The organism is Kitasatospora sp. NPDC048540, from assembly GCF_040651175.1.
Taxonomy (GTDB): Bacteria; Actinomycetota; Actinomycetes; order Streptomycetales; family Streptomycetaceae; genus Kitasatospora.
In genome coordinates this window covers 11,958-36,505 of record NZ_JBEZIR010000037.1, presented here as the reverse complement: position 1 = coordinate 36,505, position 24,548 = coordinate 11,958, and the positions used below count along the sequence as shown (strand labels likewise).

12 protein-coding genes are annotated in these 24,548 nt (G+C 76.4%); 9 read left to right on the top strand and 3 right to left on the bottom strand.

All coding sequences use genetic code 11. The features are described from left to right. Position 1: 1 nt before the first annotated feature. From AB0D08_RS17160 to AB0D08_RS17120, 9 genes are all read left to right on the top strand, one after another. Positions 2-1,255 (top strand): hydroxymethylglutaryl-CoA synthase, encoded by a 1,254-nt coding sequence (locus tag AB0D08_RS17160; RefSeq protein WP_033825421.1) that lies wholly within the window; start codon positions 2-4, stop codon positions 1,253-1,255. Then, entirely contained in the window at positions 1,252-2,043 is a 792-nt protein-coding gene (locus tag AB0D08_RS17155; RefSeq protein ID WP_359889574.1) for an enoyl-CoA hydratase-related protein, read from the top strand. Before AB0D08_RS17160 ends, AB0D08_RS17155 begins: the two co-directional genes overlap by 4 nt. Next, on the top strand, positions 2,040-2,843 hold the full coding sequence (locus AB0D08_RS17150; RefSeq protein WP_359889571.1) for a polyketide synthase: 804 nt from the start codon (positions 2,040-2,042) through the stop codon (positions 2,841-2,843). The genes AB0D08_RS17155 and AB0D08_RS17150 overlap by 4 nt, the downstream gene beginning before the upstream one ends. Positions 2,844-2,943: 100 nt before the next feature. Then, positions 2,944-8,889, top strand: coding sequence for an SDR family NAD(P)-dependent oxidoreductase (locus tag AB0D08_RS17145; RefSeq protein WP_359889569.1), 5,946 nt, complete (start codon positions 2,944-2,946; stop codon positions 8,887-8,889). Between the two features lie 24 nt (positions 8,890-8,913). Beyond that, positions 8,914-16,722, top strand: coding sequence for an amino acid adenylation domain-containing protein (locus AB0D08_RS17140; RefSeq protein ID WP_359889566.1), 7,809 nt, complete (start codon positions 8,914-8,916; stop codon positions 16,720-16,722). A gap of 39 nt (positions 16,723-16,761) precedes the next feature. After that, positions 16,762-17,652 carry an ACP S-malonyltransferase gene (fabD, locus tag AB0D08_RS17135; protein WP_033824897.1) on the top strand — a complete coding sequence of 297 codons (891 nt, stop codon included), beginning with the start codon at positions 16,762-16,764 and terminating at the stop codon, positions 17,650-17,652. Positions 17,653-17,683: 31 nt separating this feature from the next. Further along, positions 17,684-18,484, top strand: a complete 801-nt coding sequence (locus AB0D08_RS17130; protein ID WP_051814103.1) for a thioesterase domain-containing protein — start codon at positions 17,684-17,686, stop codon at positions 18,482-18,484. Continuing rightward, on the top strand, positions 18,481-19,428 hold the full coding sequence (locus tag AB0D08_RS17125; RefSeq protein ID WP_359889562.1) for a 4'-phosphopantetheinyl transferase superfamily protein: 948 nt from the start codon (positions 18,481-18,483) through the stop codon (positions 19,426-19,428). The genes AB0D08_RS17130 and AB0D08_RS17125 overlap by 4 nt, the downstream gene beginning before the upstream one ends. Further along, positions 19,425-21,125, top strand: coding sequence for an ABC-F family ATP-binding cassette domain-containing protein (locus AB0D08_RS17120; RefSeq protein WP_359889559.1), 1,701 nt, complete (start codon positions 19,425-19,427; stop codon positions 21,123-21,125). The genes AB0D08_RS17125 and AB0D08_RS17120 overlap by 4 nt, the downstream gene beginning before the upstream one ends. Positions 21,126-21,167: 42 nt before the next feature. Here the strand turns inward: AB0D08_RS17120 and AB0D08_RS17115 are convergent, their stop codons facing one another. The 3 genes from AB0D08_RS17115 to AB0D08_RS17105 all read right to left on the bottom strand — a co-directional run bounded on the left by AB0D08_RS17115 (position 21,168) and on the right by AB0D08_RS17105 (position 24,526). Next, complete coding sequence (locus AB0D08_RS17115) at positions 21,168-22,145, bottom strand: AfsR/SARP family transcriptional regulator (protein WP_359889556.1); 978 nt, start codon at positions 22,143-22,145, stop codon at positions 21,168-21,170. Between the two features lie 6 nt (positions 22,146-22,151). Beyond that, the gene (gene solA, locus AB0D08_RS17110) at positions 22,152-23,354 is read right to left on the bottom strand and encodes an N-methyl-L-tryptophan oxidase (RefSeq protein WP_051814102.1); all 1,203 of its coding nucleotides are present in this window, start codon (positions 23,352-23,354) and stop codon (positions 22,152-22,154) included. Positions 23,355-23,428: 74 nt separating this feature from the next. Further along, positions 23,429-24,526 (bottom strand): LLM class flavin-dependent oxidoreductase, encoded by a 1,098-nt coding sequence (locus tag AB0D08_RS17105; RefSeq protein ID WP_033824895.1) that lies wholly within the window; start codon positions 24,524-24,526, stop codon positions 23,429-23,431. Positions 24,527-24,548 lie beyond the last annotated feature (22 nt).

Sequence of the window (24,548 nt, the reverse complement as noted above, 5' to 3'; positions counted from 1 at the left end):
CATGAAGCCGGTCGGCATCGAAGCCGTCAACGCCTACTGCGGAGAGACGTACGTCGACGTCCCCACCCTGTTCGCCGCCCGCGGGCTGGACGACAGCCGGATCGACAACCTGATGATGGCCCGCAAGAGCGTGGCCCTGCACTGCGAGGACGCCGTCTCCTTCGCCGTCAACGCGGCCAAGCCGATCGTGGACGCGCTCAGCGAGGAGGAGCGCGGCCGGATCGAGCTGCTGATCGTCGGCACCGAGTCCGGCGTCGACTTCGGCAAGTCCCTCGCGACCTACGTCCACGACCACCTCGGCCTGCCGCGTTCCTGCCGCCTGTTCGAGACCAAGCAGGCCTGCTACAGCGGTACGGCGGCGGTCCAGATGGCCGCGGCCGTGGTGGCCGCCAGCCCGTTCGACGGCGCCAAGGCCCTGGTCATCAGCAGCGACGTGGCGCGACCCGTCCCGCACACCTACGTGGAGCCCAGCCAGGGCGCCGGGGCGGTCGCCATGCTGATCGGCGACCGGCCGGTGGTGGCGGCCTTCGACCGGGGAGCCAACGGCTTCCACAGCTACGAGGTGATGGACACCTGCCGCCCGGACCCGGAGGCCGAGGCGGGCGACGTCGACCTCTCGCTGCTCACCTACATCGACTGCCTCAAGGGCTCGTTCACCGACTACGCCCGCAAGGTCGAGGGCGCCGACCTGGTGGACAGCTTCGACCTGCTGGCGATGCACACGCCGTTCCCCGGCATGGTCAAGGGCGCCCACCGGGCCGTCCTGCGCAAGCTCAAGCGGATGTCGCCGCAGGCCATCGAGGACGACTTCACCGCCCGGCTGTCCGCCGCGGTGGAGTACCCGCGCCAGGTCGGCAACATCTACGCCGGCACCGTCTTCCTCGCGCTGGCCAGCACCATCGACAACGCCGTCATCGACCGGGAGCGCCGGGTCGGCATCTTCTCCTACGGCTCCGGCTGCAGCTCCGAGTTCTACAGCGCCGTGGTGACCCCGCAGTCGCAGCGCGCGGTGCGCTCCATGGGCATCCGCGAGGCCCTGGACGCCCGGTACTCGCTGTCCGTCCCCGAGTACGACGAGCTGCTCACCGCGACCGCGGAACTCAAGTTCGGCGCCCGGGACTTCACCTTCGACCTGGACCGCTTCCCGCAGATCACCAAAGCCCGGTTCGGCGGCGGCGACAGCCGGCCCCGGCTGGTGCTGGAAGCCGTCCGCGACTACCACCGCGAGTATGTCTGGCTGGGGGCCGACCGATGAGCGGCCGGGACACGGCCGTCCGGGTCACCCGCGGCCGGGGGATGCTGCGGGCGGTGCTCGACCGCCCGGAGCGCCGCAACCCCATCGACGACGCCCTGCTCGACGGCCTGGCCGCGGCCCTCGACCGGGCCGAGGCCGACCCCGACTGCCGGGTGTTCGTCCTGTCGGCGGTCGGCGAGGACTTCTGCGCGGGCACCGACCTGTCCGGCACCGACCTGTCCGGCGGCGGCCCGTCCGGAGCCGGTGCCGCGGCCGAGCGGCTGCCGGACGGCGCCGAACTGCCGTACTGGACGCTGCTGGACCGGCTGACCCGCAGCCAACTGGTGACCGTCGCGGCCGTCGACGGCCGGGCCACCGCCGGCGGGGTCGGCCTGGCCGCGGCCTGCGACCTGGTGGTGGCCGGCGACCGCGCCCGGTTCCGGCTCACCGAGGTGCTGGCCGGACTGGTGCCCGCGATGGCGCTGCCGTTCGTCGCCCGCCGCCTCGGCGAGCAGCGGGCGTTCGCGGCGACCCTGTGCGCCGAGGAGTTCGACGCGGCCGCCGCGCACCGCGCCGGACTCGCCGACCTATCCGGCCCCGACGCCGAGTCGGCGCTGCGGCCGCTGCTCGCCCGGCTCGGCCGGACCGACCGGGCCACCGCCGCCGCGCTCAAGGACTACCGGGCCCGGCTGTTCCCGCGCGACCCGGGCCTGGGCCACGAGGCCTCGCAGCTGCTGATCGAACGGTTCGCGGCCCCGGGCGCCCGGCGGCTGCTGGACCGGCTGCGCACGGCGGGAGCCGCCGCATGAGCGCCGCACCGGCCCCTTCGCGGGGCACCACGGCCGGTCCCGAGGTGGTCTCGCTGTCCTGGCAGGGCCCGATCGCCGTGGTACGGATGGCCGACCGCGAGGGACGCAACACCTTCGGGCCGGATTTCAGCCGGGGCCTGGTGGACGCCGTCGGGCGGGCGGTGGCCGAGGAACGGACCCGGGTGGTGCTGGTCGAGGGCATGCCGGAGCTGTTCTGCGCCGGCGGCTCGCAACGGGAACTGGTCCACTTCGCCCGGGGCGAGGGCAGCTTCGACACCGACGACTTCTTCCGGGTACTGGCCCGCTGCCCGCTCCCGGTGGTGGCCTCGGTCCAGGGCCACGCCATCGGCGGCGGACTGGTCCTGGCGCTCTACGCGGACCTGGCCGTGTTCAGCGAACGCTCGGTCTACGCCGGGAACTTCATGCGCTACGGCTTCACCCCCGGCATGGGCGCCACCCACCTGCTGCCGTGGCGCTTCGGGCCGCAGCTCGGCACCGAGATGCTGTGGACCGCCCGCAACTACCGGGGCGCCGAACTGCGCGACCGCGGTGCGCCCGTCACGGTGGTGGCCCACGACCGGGTACCCGCCACCGCCCGTGCGCTCGCCGCCGACCTGGCGGCGGCTCCCCGGGCCTCCCTGGAACTGCTCAAGCAGGACCTGGCCGCACCGCTGCTCGCCGCGACCGACGCGGCGATCGCCAGGGAGGCCGCCATGCACCGGACCTCCTTCCGGCTGCCCGAGGTGATGGACCGCATCCTCGGCGGCTACGGCGCCGCCGACCACCCGGACCGGAGCTGAGCACACCCGCGGACCGGGTCCGCCCGACCCGACCCGCCCGCCCCCACCGCCCCCGCCCCCACCGCCCCTGCCACCGCCGACGCGAGGACCGCGAGAACTGATGGACGCGAAAGAGATCCTGACCCGATTCAAGGACGGGGGCCTGGACCGGGCCGCCGCCGCCCGGGCGCTGCTCGGCGCCGAGGCCGAGGCTGAGGTCGTGGCCGAGGCCCCGGCCGGGGCGGCCGCGCCGACGTCCGCCCCGGCCCCCGAGCCCGCCGCGACCGAACCGGTCGCGATCATCGGCTACAGCGCGCGCTTCCCCGGCGCGGCCGATGCGGACACCTTCTGGAAGCGGATCCTGGACGGCGACGACCTGGTGACCGAGGTGCCGCCGGAGCGCTGGCGGACCGAGGAGTTCTACGACCCGGACCCGGCCGCCGAGGGCCGGTCGGTCTCCCGCTGGGGCGCGTACGTGGCGGACGCCGACCGTTTCGACGCCGACTTCTTCCGGATGACGCCCCGGGAGGCCGAGCTGACCGACCCGCAGGCCCGGCTCTTCCTCCAGGAGGCGTGGCGGGCGCTGGAGCACGCCGGGCAGCCGGCCGGCTCGCTCGCCGGCTCCCGGTGCGGTGTGTACGCGGGCGTGATGCTCAACGACTACCGGGACCTGATCGAGCGGCAGAGCCCGCACGCCCGGCTCCCGCAGGTCATGCAGGGCAACTCCAACTCCCTCCTGGCCGCCCGGATCGCCTACCACCTCGACCTCAAGGGCCCGGCCGTCACCGTCGACACCGCCTGCTCGTCCTCGCTCACCGCCCTGCACCTGGCCTGCCAGTCGCTCCGGCTCGACGAGGCCGACCTGGCGGTGGTGGGCGGGGTGACGCTCTACCTGACCGAGCTCCCGCACGTCTTCATGAGCCGGGCCGGGATGCTGTCGCCGAACGGGCGCTGCCGGCCGTTCGACGCCGCCGCCGACGGCATCGTGCCGGGTGAGGGCTGTGCGGTCGTCGTGCTCAAGCCGCTGTCGAAGGCGCTCGCCGACGGTGACCCGGTGCACGGGGTGATCCGGGCGTCCGGGCTCAACCAGGACGGGCGGACCAACGGCATCACGGCGCCCAGCGCCCGTTCGCAGGCCGCCCTGGTCCGCGACACCATGCGGCGCTTCGCCGTCGACCCGGCCGGGATCGACTACGTCGAGTGCCACGGCACCGGCACCCCGCTCGGCGACCCGATCGAGATCACCGCGCTCAACGAGGCGTTCGCCGGGGCCGGACTGGCACCGGGCAGCGTGCCGATCGGCTCGGTGAAGGGCAACATCGGCCACACCTCGGCCGCCGCCGGGCTGGCCGGCCTGCTCAAGGCCGTCGGCGTGGTCGGCACCGGCGAGGTCCCGCCGTCCCTGCACTACGATCGGCCCAACCCGCAGATCCCGTTCGCCGACGGGCCGTTCACGGTCGCCGCACGGCGCCGGAAGCTGACCGCCGGTCACGGGCGGCAGCGGCGGGCCTCGGTCAGCTCCTTCGGCTTCAGCGGCACCAACGCGTACGTCGTCGTCGAGCAGCCGCCCGGCCGCGGGAGCGGACCCGCTGCCGCCGGTACCGCCGACGACATGCCGGTCCTGGTCCCGCTCTCCGGCCGGCGTGCCGACGCCGCCGCGGCCCAGGCGGCGGACCTGGCGCGCTGGCTGCGCGGCCCCGGCGCCGGGGCCCGCGCCGCCGATATCGCCCACACCCTCGCCGTCGCCCGGACCCACCATCCGTACCGCGTCGCGCTGCTGGTCACCGGCCGCGACGAACTGCTGGAGTCGCTGGACCTGCTCGCCGACGGCCGGCCGGACCCCCGGCGGACCGGGTCCGCGCCGGACGCCGCACCGGGGTCCGCGGTGGTCGACCCGGCGGTCCGGCAGGCCCAGCGGGAGCTGCTGCACCGGCTGCTGGAGCGCCTGGGCGAGCGGCCAACCGGCGGCGAACTGGCGGCACTGGCGCGGCTGTACGTGCAGGGCCACCAGGTCGACTGGGCGGCGGTCGGCCCGGCCGCCCGGCACCGGCGGCTGTCGCTGCCCGGCTACCCGTTCGCCCGGGAGCGCCACTACGTGGACAGCGGTGAGGCCGCCGCACCGGCCCTCGCCGGCCTCGCGGGCGGGGAGGCGCCGCCGGTGCTGCACCGGCAGGAGTGGGTCCCGGCGCCGCTGCCCGCCACCGACGGCCGCCCGGCGGGCCCGTTTCTGGTCCACGACCCGGCCGGCGACCTGACGGCCGCCCTGGCCGCCGCCGGGGCCGAGGTCCACCCGCTCGGCGCCGACCGGGCCGCCGCCGAGGCGGTCCGCGCGGCCGGGGCGAGCGCCGCCACCGTCGTCCTGCGGCTCACCTCCGACGCCGGGACGGCCGAGGGGGAGCAGGCGCTCGCGGCGGACCTGGCCGCTTTCGACGCCGCCCGGACGGCGCTGGCCGTCCTGCGGACCCAGCAGCTCACCCTGCTGGTCGTCACCGCGGACCCCACCCGCGCCGACGCCGCCGGTGCGCTCGTCCAGACCCTGCGTCAGGAGAACCCCCGGCTCGCCGGACGTGCCGTGCTGGTCCCTGCGCACGGCGCCCCCGACGTCCGGCGGCTGCTCGCGGAGGCGGCCGCCCCGGCGCCCGGGCACGGGCACCTGGCCGACCTGCGGACCGCGGCGCGCACCCGGCGGGTGCTCGCACCGTGGCAGCTGCCGGGCGCCGTCCCCACCGCCCGGCCGGACGGGGTGTACCTGGTCAGCGGCGGGGCCGGCGGGATCGGGTCGGCCCTGGCCCGGCACCTGACGGACCGTCCCGGCACCCGGGTGGTGCTGTGCGGGCGTACGGCCTGGGCGGACCTCCCGGCACCGGTCCGCCGGACCGTGGCCGGACACGGGCGGCTGCGCTACGCAGCGGCCGACCTCGGCGCGCCGGGGGCGGCGGCCGCCCTGGTCAAGGACGTGCTGCGGACCGAGGGCGCCCTGCACGGCGTCTTCCACGCCGCGGGCGTGGTGCGCGACGGTTACCTGCTGCGCAAGACGCCGCAGGACGTGGCCGAGGTGCTCGCCCCCAAGATCCTCGGCGCGGCCGCGCTCGACGAGGCGACCGCGTCGCTGCCGCTGGACGCGTTCGTGCTGTTTTCCTCGGTCGCCGCAGTCACCGGCAACCTCGGGCAGAGCGACTACGCCTTCGCCAACGCCTTCCTGGACGGCTTCGCCACCCGGCGGGCCGGCCGGGTGGCCCGCGGGGAGCGGTCCGGGCGGACCCTGTCCGTCCAGTGGCCGCTGTGGGACGTCCCCGGGATGACGATCCCGGCACCGGTCCTGGAGGTGGTGCGGCAGCAGACCGGCATGGCCCCGCTGCCCGCCGCCACCGCCCTCGCCGCGCTGGACCGCCTGCTGGCCTCGGACGGCCCGGCCGTGGTCTCGCTCTTCCACGGCGACGCCGCCCGCTGGCACCGCCACCTGGCCGAACAGCAGCTGACCGAGCCGCAGCTGACCGAGCCGGACCCGACCCCGCAGGACCCGACCCCGCAGGACCGCGCCGGGCAGTGGCCGGCCGCCGGTGCCACGGCCGGTTCGGAGCGGCCCGTTCCGGCGGCCGACGGTGCCCGGCGGGGCGTGCTCGCCGACCTGGTGCACCGGACGGTGGCCGATGCCATCGGCCGGCCGGTGGGTGCCGTCGGCGGCGGTACCTCGCTGGAGTCGCTGGGCCTGGACTCCGTGATGATCCGTACCGTCGCCTCGCGGCTCAGCGCCGAGGTGGCACCGGTCGGCCCGGAGATGCTCTTCGGCCTGCGGGACCTGGACGAGCTGGTCGGCCTGCTGGCCGACCGGGAGCCCCGGCCGACGGCGGCCGCCCCGGCTGCCCCCGTGCCGGGCCTCGTGCCGGCCGTGGTGGCGACCGCGGTGCCGACCGTGGCACCGGCCGATGACCGGTTCGCCGTGATCGGGATCAGCGGCCGCTACCCGCACGCCCCCGACCTGGACGCCTTCTGGCAGAACCTGCTGAACGGCAAGGACACCGTCTCCGAGCTGCCGACCGACCGCTGGCCGGACGCCGGCGGGGTCCGCGCCCGGGGCCACTTCCTGGACGGGATCGACGCGTTCGACCCGGCGTTCTTCGGCCTGTCCGGCCACGACGGCACCCTGCTGGACCCGCAGGAGCGGCTGTTCCTGGAGGTCGCCTGGGAGGCGATGGAGGACGCCGGGTACACCGGTCCCCGTCTCGACACCCTGGTCGCGGCCGACGGCGAACGCCGCAGTGTGGGCGTGTTCGCCGGCATCACCTCCAGCGACTACCGGCTGCTGGGCGCCGAGCGCTGGGCCGCCGGGCACCGGGACATGCCGTCGGGGCACTACTGGAGCCTGCCCAACCGGCTGTCGTACCTGCTGGACCTGCGCGGCCCCAGCCAGCCCGTCGACACCGCGTGCTCCTCCTCCCTGGTGGCGCTGCACCTGGCACTCGACGCCATGCGGCGCGGCGAATGCGCGGCCGCACTGGTCGGCGGGGTGAACCTGTACGTCCACCCGTCCCGGTTCCGGATGCTGCGGCAGTCCGGGTTCCTCGCCGAGGACGGCCGGTGCCGCAGCTTCGGCGCCGGCGGGTCCGGCTTCGGCCCCGGCGAGGGCGGCGGCGCCGTCGTGCTGAAGCCGCTCGCCCGGGCGCTCACCGACGGCGACACCGTCCACGCCGTGGTGCGGGGCAGCGCGGTGGCCCACGGCGGCCGGACCAACGGGTTCACGGCCCCCAGCCCGCGCTCCCAGGCCAGGGTGGTACGCGCCGCGCTGCGCGACTCCGGGGTGGACCCGGCCACCGTCAACGTGATCGAGGCGCACGGCACCGGCACCGAACTCGGCGACCCGGTCGAGCTCGCGGGCCTTCAGGACACCTACGGCCGGGCCGGGGACGGCGCGGCCCCCTGCTCGCTCGGCTCGGTCAAGTCCGCCGTCGGGCACGGCGAGTCGGCGGCGGGCATCGCCGCGCTCACCAAGGTGGTGCTGCAACTGCGCCACCGGACGCTGGCGCCCACCCTGCACGCGGACCCGGTCAACCCGGGCCTGCGGCTGGCGGACACCCGCTTCGTGCTCCAGCACACCGCCGACCGCTGGCAGCCGGTCACCGGTCCCGACGGCAGCCCGCTGCCGCGGCGCGCCGGGATCAGCTCGTTCGGCGCCGGCGGGGTCAACGCCCACGTGATCGTCGAGGAGTTCCTGCCCGAGCGGTACGGGCGGCCCGCGGAGACCGCCCCCGCGACCACCACGGCGGCCGGCCCGGAACTGGTGCTGCTCTCCGCTCCCACCCGGGACCACCTCGCGGCCACCGCCGACCGGCTCGCCCGGTGGCTGCGCAGCCCCGAGGGCTCCACCGATCTGCGGGCCGTGGCGCACTCGCTGCGCACCGGCCGGGCGGCCATGGACCACCGCCTCGCGGTGGTGGCCGCCGACACCGCCGAACTGGCCGCGGCGCTGGCCCGGTTCGCCCGGCCGGAGGCCGGCGGCGCGAGCGGCACGACGGTCCGGTCCGCGGACGTCCGCGAGGGCGGCGGCCACCGGGAGCTCGGCTCACTGCCGGAGACCACCGCATTCCTGTCCGAGCTGTGGCGCAACGCGCGCCTGCACCAGCTGGGCGAGCTGTGGCTGTCCGGACTCGACGTCGGTGCCGGTGCGGCGGACGAACCGGCCGCCGGGCGCGTCGCGTTGCCGCCCTCGGTCTTCCTGCGGCGCCGACTGTGGCTCACCGACCAGCCCGGCGAGGGCCCGTCGGACGCGGACACCGCCGACCTGACCCCCGTCCCGGCCGGCCCCGCACTCCCGGCCGACCCGGCGCCGGACCCGGTGGCCGAACGGCTCACCCGCCTCGTCCGGGGCTTCCTGCCGGACACCGCCGGCTCCCCGGCGCCCGACCGCACCCTGCTCGAGCACGGCATCGACTCGATCAACCTGATGAACCTCCGCTTCGAGATCACCGAGCAGTTCGGGGCGACCCTGCCCCTCCAGCTGCTCAGCGAGTCGACCCTCACCGCACTCGCCGCCCGGCTGACCACCGACCACGCCCACGACCGGGCCTGAAACAGAGGGAGTTGGCGTCACGCCATGACCATCCAGACCAGCCCCGCCGACCGGCACCGGCCGTTCCCCCTGACCGAGGTCCAGGAGTCCTTCTACGTCGGGCGCAGCACGGCCGGCGCCGACGGCGCCGGGACCCAGATCCACCTCGAGTTCGAGACGGACCGGCTCGACGCCGACCGGCTCGCCGCCGACTGGAACCGGCTCGTCGCCGACACCGACATGCTGCGCGCGCACCTGCTGCCGGACGCCCGCCAGGTGGTCCGCGAGCACGTCCCGGCGTACCGGCCGGTCGTCCGCGACCTCACCGCGGCCGGCCCGGCGGAACTGCGGGAGGCGCTGGGGGAGCTGCGCGCGCAGGCCGCGGCCGCCGTCGATCCCCACCACTGGCCGCTGTTCGCGGTCGGGGTGGCGCAGCTGCCGGGCGACCGGACCAGGGTGATGCTCACCGTCGACGAGCTGATCGCCGACGGCCCGAGCGTCTCCCTGCTGCTCCAGGACTGGTACGCCCGGTACACCTTCGGCGAGCGGCCCGTCCGGCCGGCCGTCGGCTTCCGTGACTACGCGCTGGCCACCGCCGCGACCCGGCCGTCCGGGACCTCGCTCGGCTACTGGCGCGACAAGCTCGCGACCGCCGACTTCGACCGGCCGCTGCCGCTCGCCCGCCCGGCCGCCCCGGACGCGCCCGCCGGCGGCACCGGTGACGGCCCGCACCGGCGGCTCGCCCTCCGGCTGGAGCGTGCGCAGTGGGAGCGGGCCAAGGAGGCGGCGCTGGAGGCCAGGGCGACGCCGTCCGCGATGCTGCTCGCGCTGACCGCCGCCGCGCTGTCCGCGCCCGGGGCGGGCGCGCTGCCGATGGTCCTGACCACCTACAACCGCCGTCCGCTCCACCCCGATGTGGCGCGCCTGGTGGGGCCGTTCCTGTCCACCTCGGTGTTCGTCGCCCCCCGGCCCACCGGCACGCTCGGCGAACTGGTGGCCGAGGTCCGCGGGCAGCTCTGGCGCGACCTGGAACACACCGACGTCAGCGGGGTGCGGGCACTGCGCGAGCGGGCCAGGACCTCGCCGGGCCGCCGGGCGGCCGCCGTCCCGGTGGTCTTCACCAGCCTGCTCGGCAGCATCGCCGACCAGCGGGCCGAGGACCCCGGCAACTGGGCCGCGCTGGTGGACGCCGACGCGTCCGCCACCCGCACCCCCGGCGTCCAGCTGGAGATGTGCGTCCAGGAGCACGCCGGAGCGCTCCAGGTGTCCTGGGACTTCCTGCCGCAGGCGCTGGACGAGGCCCTGGTGCGGGCCGCCTTCGGGCGCCTGCTCGACAGCCTGGCGCGCGTCGCCGACCGGGGGCCCGCGGTGTGGGACACCGAGGCCCGACCGACCGCGACCGTCCCGGCGGCCGCGGGCCCGTCGCGGCTCCCGCTGACCGAGATCCAGTCGGCGTACCTGGTCGGGCGGCTGGGCGGCCTCGGCGGCGCCGCCGAGAGCCGCGTCCAGCAGGAGTTCCTGCTGGAGCACCACGACGTGGACGCCCTGGAGGCGGCCTGGAACGACCTGGTGGCCCACCATCCGATGCTGCGGGCCGCCGTCCACCCGGACGGCACGCTGGAGGTCGCGGCCGAGGTCCCGCGGTACCGGATCGCCCGCCACGACCTGACGGCGCTGCCCGCCGGCCCCGACGGGACGGCCGCGGTCGAACGGGAGCTGGCCGCGGTCTCGGCCCGGCTGGGCGAGGGCACCTTCCCGCTCGGCGGCCGCCCGATGTACGCGCTGGAGGCCAGCCTGCTGCCGGACGGCACCACCGTGCTGCACGTCGTCCTGGACGCGCTGCTCGCCGACGCCCGCAGCTTCGCCCTGCTGTTCGGCCAGCTCTTCGCGCTGCACGACGGCGACCGGCGGATGCTGGACACCCCCGCCGACCCCCGGCCGTACCTGGCGGACCGGCCCGTACGTGCCCGCGACGAGGAGGCCCGGGCGGCCCGCCTCGCCTGGCGCGAGAAGTTCGCCGCCCTACCGAACGGACCGGCGCTCCCCGACCCGGAGCCGCAGGCCCGGCGCCTTCACCACCGCGCCGACCTGGGCTCCTGGCGGCGGCTCGGTGAGCGTGCCGCCGCCATCGGGGTCCCGGCCGACCTGGTGCTGCTCACCGCCTACACCGACGAGCTGCGCCGCGAGTTCGGGCCGGACCCGTTCACCGTGACGGTGGTGTCCTGGGACCGGCCGGCGGGCCTCGCGGGCGCCGCGCAGATGGTCGCCGACTTCACCCAGCTCGCCTGGGTGGTGGTGGACGACACCCTGCCGCAGGACTTCGCCGAGCGTGCCCGGGAACTGTGGGCCCGGACCCGGGCCGACCTGGAACGCGGTGAACTCCAGCCGGGGCTGGCCGAGTTGCGCGGGCGGGTGTTCCGGTCGGGCGGCGGGCTGCGGCTGCCGGTGGTCTTCACCCGGGTCCCCGCGATCGACCCCGCGCTGCACCCGCGCGGTGTCCGGCTGCGGGCCAGCCAGTCGCAGACCGCGCAGGTCGCCCTCGACCACGTGCCGCTGCTGGTCGGCGACGACCTGGTCGGCCAGTGGGACGCCGCCGAGGGCTGCCTGCCCGCGGACCGGCTGGCGGCGATGTTCGAGCGCTACGCGCAGCGGGTCCGCTCCTTCCTCGACGGTGCGGCCGCCCCCGACGGCCCGGCGCTGGCCGTGCCACCCCGCCCGGCCGCGGCCCTGGTCCCGGATTCGGCGCCGGCCCCGGCCGACACCTCGCCGACCATGACGGAGCTGATCGACCGGGCGCTGGAGCGGTACGCCGACCGGACGGCCGTGCGGTGGGACGGGCGCACCGTCGACTACCGCGAGCTGGACCGCCGGACCGCGCAACTGGCCCACCAGCTGGCCGCCATGGGCGTTCGCCCGGGCGACCACGTCGCCGTGCACATGGACCGCTCCGACGACCTGGTGGTCGCCCTGGTCGGCATCGTGCGGGCCGGTGCCGTGTACGTGCCGGTCGACCCGGCCAACCCGCCGGAGCGGGTGCGCTACCTCCTCGAGGACAGCGGCGCCCGGGTGGTGGTCGCCGACGCGGCCCGCGCCGCCGTCCCGGCCGCGACCGGCGCCCTGGTGCTCTGCCAGGACCGGGACGAGGACCGGGCCCGGCTGGCGGCCCGGCCGGCCACGGCCCCGCAGCCGGGGGTCGGCCCGGACGACCCGGTGTACATGATCTACACCTCCGGCACCACCGGCCGTCCCAAGGGCTGCCGCAACACCCACCGGGGCTTCGTCAACCGGGTCCGCTGGATGCAGGACCGCTTCCCGCTGGACGCCGGGGACCGGGTCGCCCAGAAGACGCCGTACGGCTTCGACGTGTCGGCCTGGGAGTTCTTCTGGCCGCTGCTGGCCGGCGCCTCGATCGTGGTCGCCCGTCCCGGCGGCCACGTCGACCCCGGCTACCTCGCCCGGCTGCTGCGCGACGAGCGGGTGACCGTGGCCCACTTCGTCCCGTCCGTGCTCGGCCTGTTCCTGCGCGAGCGCACCGCCGCCGACTGCGACTCGCTGCGGTACGTCTTCGCCAGCGGGGAGGCGCTGCCCGTCCCGACCATGCGCCAGTTCTTCGACGTGATGCCCGGCGGAGCCGAGTTGCACAACCTCTACGGGCCCACCGAGGCGGCCATCGACGTCACCCACTGGGCGTGCCGCCGGGACTGGGACGAGGCCACCGTGCCGATCGGCCGGCCGATCTCCGACACCCGGATCCACCTGGTCGACGAGCGGCTGGCCGAGGTCCCCGACGGAACCCCGGGGGAGATCGTCATCGGCGGTGCGGGCGTCGCGCTCGGCTACCACGGGCGGCCGGAGCTCACCGCGGAGCGGTTCATCGCCTCGCCGTTCGCCGACGACCCGTCACCGCGCCTGTACCGGACCGGTGACCTGGGGCAGCTCGGCCCGGACGGCGAACTCCGCTACCTCGGCCGGATCGACGGCCAGTTCAAGCTGCGCGGCCTGCGGATCGAACCCGAGGAGATCGAGGCCGCCCTGACCGCGCTGCCCGGGGTGCTGGAGGCCCGGGTGCTGCCGGTCACCGACCACACCTCGCAGGAACAGGTGCTCGCGGCCGTCTGCATCGAGGGGGACGGCGTGCCCGCCCCGTCGGTGGGGACCCTGCGCCGGGCCCTGGCCCGGACCCTGCCGCCCTACCTGGTCCCGAGCAGCTTCCGGTTCGTCGACCGGCTTCCGCTGACGGCCAACGGCAAGCTCGACCGCACCGCCGCCGCCGCGCTCTTCGGGACCGCCGGGCCCGCGGCGCCCGCGGCGCCCGCCCCGGCGGACGACACCACCCGCAACGAGGAGGACACCGTGCCCGCCCACCCGATCCCGCACCCGCCGACCCCGGCTGCCGCGCCGACCCCGCCCGAGGACACGGCCGGGCGGATCACGGCGGTGGTGGCCGACAGCCTCGGCCTGGACGTGGTCGACCCGGACGCCGACCTGTTCGACCTGGGCGCCACCTCGTTCACCCTGATCCGCCTGGCCCAGGAGATCGAGCGGCTGACCGGCGTGGCGCTGCCCGTCGACGTCCTGATCGACGCCCCCACGGTGACCGCGCTGCTCGCGGCGGTGGACGCCGCCCGCCCGCCGGCCGCCCGGCCGTCCCCGGCTCCGGTGGCACCGGCCGCCATCGCGGACCCGCAGGCGGTGGCGGCCGAGGCGGCCGCCCTGCTCGGCGTGGACGCGGTCGACCCGGACGCCGACCTGTTCGACCTGGGCGCCACCTCGTTCACCCTGATCCGGCTCGCCCAGCTCCTCGGTGACCGGTTCGGCGTGGACGTGCCGGTGGACGCCCTCATCCTCGCCCCCACGGCCCGCGGCATCGCGGACGCCCTCGCCCCGGCGCCGCGGCCCGCGCAGCCGGCCGCCCCCGCGCCGGAGCCCGCGTCCGAGCGGCGTACGGACGTGCGGATCGCCCTCGACCCGCAGGCGAAGGCGGCCTTCAAGGAGGCCAGGATCGCCGAGCGCCGGCTGCCGGCCGAGCTGGCGAGGGTCGCCCTGGCGCCGGCCGGACCCGAGCACGACCGGGCGCTGTACGACGCCTCGTCGTTCCGGGAGTTCGCCGCCGAGCCGCTGCCCCTCGACCGGCTGTCCGAGCTGCTCGGCACCCTGACGCGCGGCGAGCTCGACGGCCGCCAGAAGCACCGCTACCCGTCGGCCGGCGGCTTCTACCCGGTGCAGGTCTACCTGTACGTCAGGCCGGGTGCGGTGCAGGACACCGAGGGCGGCCTGTACTACCTGCACCCGGGCGAGCGGACCCTGGTGGCGGTCGACCCGCAGGCCCGGTTCGGCACCGACCTCCATGTGTTCCACAACCGCGCGCTGGTGGAGTCCGCCGCGTTCGGCGTCTTCCTGGTGTCCACCCCGGCGGCCATCGCACCGGCGTACGGCGAGCGCAACGCGGCCCGGTTCTCGACCATCGAGGCCGGCCACATCGCCCAGCTGCTGCTGACCGCGGCACCCGGACGGGGTCTCGGGCTGTGCGCCGTGGGGGAGATGGACTTCGGCGCGGTACGGGACCGGTTCGCCCTGGCGGACGACCAGGAGCTGCTGCTGTCCCTGTGGGGCGGTGCGCTGCCGCAGTCCGCGCTGGACCGCCGGGCCGACCTGGTCGCGGCGGAACGGGACCAGGGCGCCCGTCCCGGCCCCGCCGCCACCCGGGCGGTGGCCGTGATCGGCTTCGCCGCCCGCCTGCCCGGCGCCGACGACCTGCGCGAGCTGGACGCACTCCTCGCCGCCGGCGGCAGCGCGGTCGGCCCGGCCCCCGCCGGACGCTGGGCCCCGCTGGAGTCCCGGGCCCGCCGGGCCGGCGCCGCGGTCGGCGGCTACCTGGCGGACGTCACCGCCGTGGAGGCCGAGGAGTTCGGCCTCCCGGAGGGCGAACTCGCCGCACTCGACCCACAGGAGCGGCTGCTGCTGACGGTCGCCCGGCACTGCGTCGAGGACGCGGCCCTCACCCCCGAGCAGCTCTCCGCCGCCGGACCGGTCGGCGTCTTCGTCGGCTCGATGTGGCAGGACCACGCCCTGTACGGGGTGGCGGCGCGGGCCGACGGAAGGCCCGGCACCCACGCCACCCGCGGCGGCCTGGCCCACCGGGTCTCGCACGCCTTCGGCCTGACCGGGCCGAGCCTGGTGCTCGACACCGGCTGCGTCTCCGGACTGGCCGCCGTCGAGGCGGCCATGCGGGCGGTGGCCGACGGCCGGTGCGAGGCCGCGCTGGCCGCCGGAACCAACCTGGTGCTGCACCCCGACCACCTGGACGTGCTGTCCGAACTCGGCCTGGTCGCCGAGCAGCCCGACTCGTGCGCGTTCACCGACCGGGCGAGCGGCTGGCTGGTCGGCGAGGGCATCGGTGCGGTGCTGCTCAAGCCGCTCGACCGGGCCCTGGCCGACGGCGACCCGGTGCACGCGGTGCTGACCGGCGGCGCCCTGGTGCACTCCGGCCGGACCCGGCAGTTCGGTGTACCGGACCCGCTGCGGCAGGAGCAGGTGATGCGGGCCGCGCTCGCCGACGCCGGCCGCACCGCGGCGGACATCGGCTACGTCGAGGCGGCGGCCGCCGGGGCGGCGCTGGCCGACGCCCTGGAGTTCACCGCGCTGGGGCGGCTCTTCGGCGGCGAGGGGACGGCGCCGGACACGGCGGGCCACGGCCCGGCGGGCGCGACCCCGATGGGACCGGTCCCGGTGGGATCGGTCAAGCCGGCCACCGGCCACCTGGAGGCGGCCTCGGTCTTCGCCCAACTCGGCAAGGTGATCGCCCAGTTCCGCCGCGACCGGCTCTACCCGACCCGCCGGACCTCGGCACCCAACCCGGCACTGGCCGGGCGGAGCGGCGCCGTGGTGGTGGCCGGCCCGGGCGCCGACCGGTGGCGCACCGGACCCGACGCCACCCGCCGGGCACTGGTCAACGGATTCGCCGGCGGCGGGTCCTACGGCAGCCTGGTGGTGGAGGAGCCGCCGCAGCGGCCCGCCCCCGCCGTACCGGCCGACGACGACCGGGTGGAGGCCCTGCCGCTGTCCGCCGACACCACCGGGAACCTGGCCCGCTGGGCCCGGGCGCTGGCGCTGGAGTTCGACCGCGAGCCCGGCCTCACGCTGGCCGCCGCCGCCCGCACCCTGCGGGAGGGCCGCCGCGACCGCGCGGCGCGGGGCGTGGTGGTGACGGACCGGTACCGGGCCGCCGCCGATCTGCGGACCCTGGCCGAGCGGGTCACCCGCGAGGGCTCCGGCGTCACCGTCGGCGCCGCACGGGCCCCGGAGGAGGAGCGGGCCGGACTCGCCGACTGGGCGGCCGGCGGCGCCGCGCCGCAGGCGGCACGACGGTCGGCGGCACCCCGGGCCGCACTGCCCCCGGTGCCGCTGACGGTACGCCGGGTGCCGCTGCCCGCCGAGGAGTCCGTGACCGCCGTGGTCCCGGCCGCCCCGGCACCGGCGAGCCAGGCACCGGAAAGCCAGGCACCGGCGAGCCAGGCACCGGCAGCTCAGGCACCTGCCGCCGAGGTCCCGGCACCCGCCGTGCAGGCGCCGGCACCCGCCGCGCAGGTGCCGGCCACCGGGCCGGCGGCCGTACCGCAGGGGCCGTTCGAGCGGATGGCGCGGATCGTGGCCGAGGAGACCGGGGCCGCCCGGTCCCGCCTCACCCCGGCGGACGACCTGTTCGCGATGGGTGTGACCAGCCGCCAACTGCTGCGGATCGCCGCCCGGGTGACCGCCGACGGCGGCCGCGAGCTGCCGCTGGAGGCGTTGTTCACCGCGCCGGACCTGGCCGCGCTGGCCGAACTCGCCTACCCCGCCGCCGTCGCCGTCTGATCCACCACCGGACCACCAACAGAGAGCAGTTGATGCACCATGACCCGGATCTACATGTTCCCCGGCCAGGGAGCCCAGCGCCTCGGCATGGGCCGGGCGCTCCTCGACCGGTTCCCCGCCCTGGTCCGCGAGGCCGACGAGGTCCTCGGGTACAGCCTGCGCGAGCTGTGCCTGGAGGATCCCGGCGGCCGGCTGGGCAACACCCGCTACACCCAGCCCGCGATGTTCGCGGTCAACGCGCTCGCCTACCGGGCGGCACTCCAGGACACCGGTGAGCCGGACGTCGCGATCGGGCACAGCCTCGGCGAGTACAACGCCCTGGAGGCGGCCGGGGTGTTCGACTTCGCGGACGGCCTGCGGCTGGTCGCCGCCCGGGCGGCCGCGATGGCCGAGGTGGACGGCGGGGGGATGAGCGCCGTGGTCGGCCTGACCGAGACCACACTGCGGTTCCTGCTGCTGCGCGCGGGGTTCGGCACCCTGGACCTCGCCAACCTCAACACCGCCACCCAGACCGTCCTGGCCGGCCCGGTGGACGACCTCGACGAGGCCGGCCAGGTGCTGGAGGACGCCGGTGCCCGGATGGTCCGCCGGCTGGACGTCAGCGGCCCCTTCCACTCCCGCTACATGGCGCCCGCCGCCGCCGCGCTGGCCGGTACCGTCCGGGCCACCCGGCTGCGCCCGCCCGCCTTCCCGGTGATCGCCAACCGGACCGCCGAGCCGTACCGCGCCGACCTGGCCGCGGACCTGCTGCTGGAGCAGATCGACCACCCGGTGCGCTGGCGCGAGAGCGTCGAGGCGCTGCTGGCCGGGCCCGACCCGCAGTTCACCGAGGTCGGCGAGAGCACCGTGCTGACCAGCATGGTCCGGCAGATCCGACGCGACGCCGCCCCGGACCGGACGGTCCGTCAGGTCCAGGCCGCCGTCGCCTGAGAAACACCCACGCACCGCACGAGGAGACGCGATGACCAGCTCCACCCTGAGGTTCCGCCCGCCGGCCGGCGCGGGGTTCTGCCCCCGCCCGGTCCCGGGTGCGGCCCTGCGTCTGTTCCTGTTCCACCACGCGGGGGGATCCCACCTCCTCTACCGCGACTGGGTGGCGCACTTCCCCGCCGACTGGGAGATCCACCTGCTGGACGCCCCCGGCCGCGGGCGGCTCACCGACCTGCCGGCCTGCTCCGACGCCGGGCAACTGGTGGACTTCTTCCACGACGAGATCGTGCTCGCGATGGACCGCCCGTTCGCCTTCTTCGGGCACAGCATGGGCGGCCTCGCCGCGTACGAGCTGACCAACCGCCTGGCCGCCGAGGGCCTGCCGCTGCCGGTCTGGCTCGGGCTGTCGGCGCGCGGCGCCCCGCGGCCGCCGGGCCCGTCCGACACCCGGCACACCCTGCCCGACGACGCGCTGCGCCACCACCTGGCGGCGATGGGCGGCACCCCACCGGAGGTGCTCCAGGACCCGGAGATCTGGCAGCTGTTCGGGCCGATGATCCGGACCGATCTGCGGCTCGTGGAGACCTGGACCCCGTGCGAGGGGACCGCGCCGCTGACCGTCCCGCTGTCCGTGTTCGGGGGGTCCGACGACGTGGTGGTGTCACCGCAGCGGCTCGCCGCCTGGCAGCAGCACGCGCGGCGCTTCCTCGGGCTGCACCTGTTCGACGGCGACCACTTCTACTTCCGGGGCCGGACCGCCGAGATGGCCGCGCTGGTCACCGCACAGATCCGCGCCGCCACCGCCGGTGCCACCCAGGGGGCCGTCCGATGACCGGCGCGCGTACGGACTGCGCACCGCGCACCCACCGCGGCGACGAGGTCCGGCTGTGGATCTGCGCCAACGACGACCTCGGGCCGGGAATGGCCACGGCGCTGGCCGGCCACTGGCTCGACGAGCACGAACTGGCCACCGCCGACCGGTTCGTGTTCGAGCGGGACCGCCGGCAGTACCTGGTCGCCCATGTCATGGTGCGGCGGCTGCTCTCCCTGGAGACCGGCGTCCCGGAGGCGCTGGTGGAGCTGCGGCGGTCCGACCGGGGGCGGCCCTCGCTGCGCCCGCCGGACGGCGGACTGCGGTGCGGGCACGGCGAGTTGGACTTCAACCTTTCGCACGCGCACGGTTACAATGCGATCGTCGTCGCCAGGGGCCGGCGGGTCGGCGTCGACGTCGAGAGGTTCGACCGGGTCGGCGGCCGCGCGCTCGAGGGGATCGCCGAGAGCTTCACCCCCGGAGAGCGCCGGCAGCTGGCGGGCCTGCCGGCGGGAGGGGTGCGTGACCGGGCCGTGCTGAGGCTGTGGACGCTGAAGGAGGCCTACTCCAAGGCCCGCGGCCTCGGTCTCGGACTGCCCTTCGACTCCTTCGGCTTCGTCCTGTCCGGGAGCGACCGGGTCCTGGCCTTCGAGCCCCCCGCCGACGACCCGGCCGGCCGCTGGTCCTTCCTGGCACTCGAGCCGGAGCCGGACCTGCTGCTGTCGGTCGCGGTCGAGGCCGGGGCCGAACCGCCGCGCGCCGTCCACCTGCACGGCGGGTTCCCCTGGCGGCCCGCCGCCCTGCGCGACAGCTTCACCCCCGGGCACCCGGCACCGCTGCTCACCCCGGGCACCCTGTCCGCGTCCGGCACCGCGGCACCGGGGGCCGTACGCCCGGGGCCCGCCCGACCGGGGGCCGCCGGGACCCCGCCGCACCACACCGAGGCACCGAGGAGCGCCGCATGATCAAAACCGTACGGACGGCCGGGGAGAGCGCGCGCTCCGGCGGGACCGCGCACCTGGCCGCGGACGCCGTGACCCGGATCCGCGGCGACCGGACCGTGCTCAACGGCGTGTCGCTGACCGTGTCGGCCGGTGAACGGCTCGGCCTGATCGGCGAGAACGGCGTCGGCAAGTCCACCCTGCTCAGGGTGCTGGCCGGGCTCGACGCCCCGGACGCCGGCCGGGTCCGGGCCACCGTCGGCGGCGCACCCGGCCACCTCTCCCAGGAACCCGAACTGCCGCCGGACTGGGACCTCGCCCGCTGCCTCGCCGAGGCCCGGCAGGAGGTGGACCGGCTGGCCGCGCGGATGCGGGAGGTCGAGACGCTGATGGGCACCGCCGGCCAGGACGCGCTCGCCGCCCTGCTGGCGGAGTACGACGCCCTCCAGGAGGAGTTCACGGCACGCGACGGCTGGCGCTTCCCGGCCCGGGCGGCCGAGGTGTTCCAGGCCCTCGGCCTGCACCGGTTGCCGCCCGACCGGCTCGCCGGTGACCTGTCCGGCGGCGAACGGGCCCGGCTGGGCCTGGCCGTGCTGGTCCTGCGGAGCCCGCCCGCGCTGCTGCTGGACGAGCCCACCAACCACCTCGACGACGAGGCCGTGGACTGGCTGGCGGCGTGGCTGCGCGGCTACCGGGGACCGTGCCTGATCGCCTCCCACGACCGGGACCTGCTGGACGGCGCCGTCACCGGGCTGCTGGACCTCGACGGCCCGCGCGGGTCCGTCGTCCGCTACGGCGGCACCTACCGCGAGTACGCCGCCGAGCAGGCGGCCGCCCGGCGCCGCTGGGAGGCCGACCACCAGGTCTGGACCGAGTCGATGACCGCCGCCACGCTGCGGCTGTCCCGGTCCGACCGGGCCGCCGGGCACTACCGTCCGCCGCGCGACAACGCCAAGATGAACTACGACCTGCGCGGCGCCGGGGCCCAGGCCGCGGTCGCCCGTACCGCCCGCGCCGCGAAGGAGGAGATCCGCCGGCTGCGGATGCAGGAGGTGCCGAAGCCGCCCAGGCCGCTGCGGTTCACGGCGGTCGGGCTCGCCGACGCGGGCCGGGGCGCCGCGGCCGCGGCGCCCCCGGCGGACCCGGCCGCCGCGCTGATCGAGGTCCGCGACGTGGAGACCGCGCAGGGCCTGCGGCTGCCCGGGCTCGCCCTGCGGGACTGTGACCGGGTCGTGGTGGTGGGCCCCAACGGGGCGGGCAAGTCGACCCTGCTGCGGGTGCTCGCGGGTGAACTGGCCCCGGCCCGCGGCCTGGTCACCACCCGGCCGGGGCTGCGGATCGGGTACCTGCCGCAGGAGAGCAGCTTCCCGGGCGGGCACCGGCCGCTGCTGCGCTGCTACGCGCAGGCGGTGGCCGCCGACGAGGACGAGGCCGCCGAGCAGCTGCTGGAGCTGGGGCTGTTCCGCGCGGCCGACCTGCGGGTGCCGGTCGGGGCGCTGAGCGTCGGCCAGCGGCGGCGGCTCGACCTGGCCCGGCTGGTGGCGCTGCGGCCCGAGGTCCTGCTGCTCGACGAGCCCACCAACCACCTGAGCCTGCCGCTGATCGAGGACCTGCAGACCGCGCTGGACGACTTCCCCGGCCCGGTGGTGACGGTCACCCACGACCGGCGGCTGCGCCGCTCGGCCGGCCGGCTGCTGAGCCTGGACCGGGCGGCGTCCTGACGGCGGCCCGGGCTGCGGCGGCCCGGTTCGCGGCGGCCCGGGTCAGCGGGCGGCCGCGGTGCGGGCGCTGAGCCGGTCGAACTGCCGGCTGAGGAGCTCCTGTTCCTGGCTGAGCCGGTCCAGCCGCCGCCGCAGCCGGGCCAGTTCGTCGCCGAGGTCGAGCACCACGGCCCCGCCCTGCGGGGCCGGGCCGCCGCGGGCCGCCCTGGCCGCCGGGATGGAGCCGATCACCGCGGCCGGTGACGGCTGTCCCGCCGGGGCGCCGAGCTCCCGCGCCTGGCTGAGGATGGACTGGACCCGGCGGCGCAGCGCGGGCCCGGGCTCCACCCCGAGCTCGTTCACCAGCCGCATCCGCGCCCGCTCGTAGACACCGAGCGCCTCGGCCTGCCGGCCGCACCGGTACAGGGCGACCATCAGCAGGTCGTAGAACCGCTCCCGGACCGGGTTGTCGCTGGTGAGCTCCTCGAGTTCGCCGGTGATCTCGTGGTGGAGGCCGGCCCGCAGGCTCGCGTCGTAGAGCGTCTCCAGGGCGACCAGCCGGTTCTCCTCCAGCTGTGCTGCCTCGGCCTGGCAGATGTCACCGCCGAGGCTGCCCTGCAGGGCGGGCCCGCGCCACAGGGCGAGCGCCTGGCGCAGCAGCCGGACGGCCCGGGCGGGGTCGGTGGTGACCACGGCCCGGCCCTGGGCGGAGAGGCGGTGGAACCGGGCGGCGTCGGTGGCGTCGGGCCCGGCGTGCAGCTGGTAGCCCAGGGCGTGGGTGTCGATGCGTTCCTGGCTGGTGGAGCCGGCGTCCTCGAGCAGTTTGCGCAGCCGGGCGATGTGGGCCTGGAGGGCGTTGGCGGGGTTGGCCGGGGGGTGTTCACCCCACAGTTCGTCGATCAGCCGGTGGTAGGACAGCAGGTGTCCGGCCTTGACCACCAGGGCGCCGAGCAGGATGCGCTGTTTGGAGCCCGTGGGGACGATCCGCAGACCGCGCCGCTCGTCGTGGATCTCTACCGGGCCGAGAATGCGGAACTGCATGTTTCCTCACAATGCGGCGCTTGACGGGGTCGGTCGGGGCCCGACCGGCGAGCGGGAGAACCGGTTCGGGTCGGCGAAGCCGAGCGGGAACGCCGGCGGCCGGCCGCGGACCAGCCCGGCGACCACCTCGCCGATGCCGGTCGCGTGCTTGAACCCGTGGCTGTTGCAGCCGCCCGCGACCACGATCCGGGGGTCCGCGGCGAGCGGGCCGAGGACGAACTGGCCGTCCGGGGTGCGGGCGTACAGGTTGGCGGTGGCCCGGGAGGGGAGCGCGCCCACGCCGGGGACGGCGTCCGGCAGGATCCGGGCCAGCACCGACCAGTCGTCGGGGGAGACCGAGCGGTCCATGCCCTCGGGGTCCACGGTGCGGAAGTTGCGGCCGCCGTCCTCCAGGCCGAGTTTCAGCTCGGAGCGGCCGGGGAGGGTGCCGTGGCCCCAGATCACCTCCCCGTCGGCGAGTTCCCGCATGAACACCGGGAGCCGCTCCAGGGTGAAGCGCGGCTCGGCGGCCGCGGGCGTGAACCAGGTGGTGGGCATCCTGACCACGTCGAGCGGGAGCCCGGGGACGAGCTGGGAGAGCCACGGCCCGGCCGCCACCACCACCGAGCGAACCAGCAGCCGGCGCAGCGGGGTGTGCACCGAGATCCCGTCGTCGCCGGGCTCGACGGCGGTGACCCGGGTGTCGGTGAACACCCGCGCCCCGGCGCGGCGGGCGGCGCCGACCGCCGCGGCGATGGTGCGCTCGGGGTAGGTCAGGCCGCCGGCCGGTTCCAGGACACCGACCTGGCCGTCCGTCAGGCCGGCGTGGGCGGGGGCCCGCCGGCGCATCGCGGCGGCGTCCAGCAGTTCGACGTCCAGGCCGTGCTGGCGGGCCGCGGTCAGCGCGCCGCCGACGATGCGGCCCTCGCGCGGCCCGATCAGCATCGCGCCGATCCGCTCCATCAGGACCTCGCCGCTCTCCGCCTCGAGTTCCGCCCACAGCTCGCGGGAGCGCCGGGCGAGCGGGACCAGCCCCGGGTGTTCCAGGCAGGCGGTGCGGAACATCCGGCTCTCGCCGTGCGAGGAGCCGTGGACGTTGCCGATGCCGTACCGGTCGATGCCGATCGCGTCGATGCCGTGGCGGGCGAGCTGCCACAGGGCGCAGGCGCCCCAGGCGCCCAGCCCGACCACCGCGACCTCGGCGTCCTTGACGGCGGATGTGCGGCTCATGGTCCCTCCTGGTGGTCCGGTCCTGGGGTGGTCCGGGGACCGGGTGCGGTCCCCGGCGGCGGCCGTGCCGCGGCTCAGACGGCCGCGGCGGCCGGCTGCGGCACCGCGGCCGACGGCCGGGCGAAGGCGGGGGCGACCTGCCCGGCGAACAGCTCCATCGCCCGCGCGGCCCGCTCGTACGGCAGGTGCCCGGGGTTGAACTGGAGGCTCAGGCACAGGTCCGGCCCGTACTCCTCGGCGATCCGGGCGACCTGCTCGCGGACCTCCGGCACGGTTCCGGCCAGGACCTTCCCGTCGGCCAGCGCCCGGTCGAAGTCGTACGAGCGGGCCTTGTCGGCGAACTTCTCGTACCCGGGGTACTGGCTGCTGCGGGTGTGCGCCCAGGAGGAGACCGCCTCCGCCATCCGGGCCACGTAGTTCCCCTCCTGGGCGCGGGCGTCCGCGAGGGCGAGCCCGCGGTCCTCGGAGAGGTAGCAGGTGTACTTGACCTGGATCCGGCCCGCGCCGGGATGCCCGGCCTCCGCCCGGGCCTGCCGGTAGCCCTCGATCATGTCGCGCAGGCCCTGGCGGGTCGTCACGGACGGCACCACCTGGAGGTGGTGGCCGGCCCGGCCGGCCGCCGCGCAGGACTCCGGGCTGCTCGCGGAGGCGACGAAGACCGGCGGGTGCGGCTGCTGGTAGGGGCGGGGGTACCCGGTGAACGGGCCGAAGCGGTGCACGGCACCCTCGAAGACCGTCCGCTCCCCGCTCCACAGCGCGACGCAGGCGGCGATGCCCTCCTCGAAACGGGCCCGGCTCTGCTCGATCGGGACGCCGAAGGCCTCGAACTCGTCCGGCAGGAAGGCCCGTCCGAAGCCGACGTCGAGGCGGCCGTGCGAGAGGTTGTCGAGCATCGCGAGGGAGGCGGCGAGCTTCACCGGGTGGGTGAAGGCCGCGATCACGGCGCCGGTCGCCAGCCGGATCCGGCTGGTGCGGGCCGCGGCGGCGGACAGGAACGCCACCGGGTCGGGGCTGTAGCCGCCGTACGGGGAGCCGTAGTGCTCGACGATCTGCACGTGCTCGTACCCGAGCGATTCGGCCAGTTCGACCAGCCGCAGGCTCTCGTCGTAGTACTGGGCGGCGCTCTTCCGCTCCGGGTCGACGACCGGGAAGAAATTGACTCCGAATTCCATGGCGACTCCGTCTGACGGTCCG

What these genes read in the sequence shown, in the direction of transcription:
- AB0D08_RS17160 (WP_033825421.1), top strand. Translation starts at nt 2, where the DNA reads ATGAAGCCGGTCGGCATCGAAGCCGTCAACGCCTACTGCGGAGAGACG.
- AB0D08_RS17115 (WP_359889556.1), bottom strand. Translation starts at nt 22,145, where the DNA reads ATGCAGTTCCGCATTCTCGGCCCGGTAGAGATCCACGACGAGCGGCGC.
- AB0D08_RS17120 (WP_359889559.1), top strand. Translation starts at nt 19,425, where the DNA reads ATGATCAAAACCGTACGGACGGCCGGGGAGAGCGCGCGCTCCGGCGGG.
- AB0D08_RS17145 (WP_359889569.1), top strand. Translation starts at nt 2,944, where the DNA reads ATGGACGCGAAAGAGATCCTGACCCGATTCAAGGACGGGGGCCTGGAC.
- AB0D08_RS17105 (WP_033824895.1), bottom strand. Translation starts at nt 24,526, where the DNA reads ATGGAATTCGGAGTCAATTTCTTCCCGGTCGTCGACCCGGAGCGGAAG.
- solA (WP_051814102.1), bottom strand. Translation starts at nt 23,354, where the DNA reads ATGAGCCGCACATCCGCCGTCAAGGACGCCGAGGTCGCGGTGGTCGGG.
- fabD (WP_033824897.1), top strand. Translation starts at nt 16,762, where the DNA reads ATGACCCGGATCTACATGTTCCCCGGCCAGGGAGCCCAGCGCCTCGGC.
- AB0D08_RS17130 (WP_051814103.1), top strand. Translation starts at nt 17,684, where the DNA reads ATGACCAGCTCCACCCTGAGGTTCCGCCCGCCGGCCGGCGCGGGGTTC.
- AB0D08_RS17125 (WP_359889562.1), top strand. Translation starts at nt 18,481, where the DNA reads ATGACCGGCGCGCGTACGGACTGCGCACCGCGCACCCACCGCGGCGAC.
- AB0D08_RS17150 (WP_359889571.1), top strand. Translation starts at nt 2,040, where the DNA reads ATGAGCGCCGCACCGGCCCCTTCGCGGGGCACCACGGCCGGTCCCGAG.
- AB0D08_RS17140 (WP_359889566.1), top strand. Translation starts at nt 8,914, where the DNA reads ATGACCATCCAGACCAGCCCCGCCGACCGGCACCGGCCGTTCCCCCTG.
- AB0D08_RS17155 (WP_359889574.1), top strand. Translation starts at nt 1,252, where the DNA reads ATGAGCGGCCGGGACACGGCCGTCCGGGTCACCCGCGGCCGGGGGATG.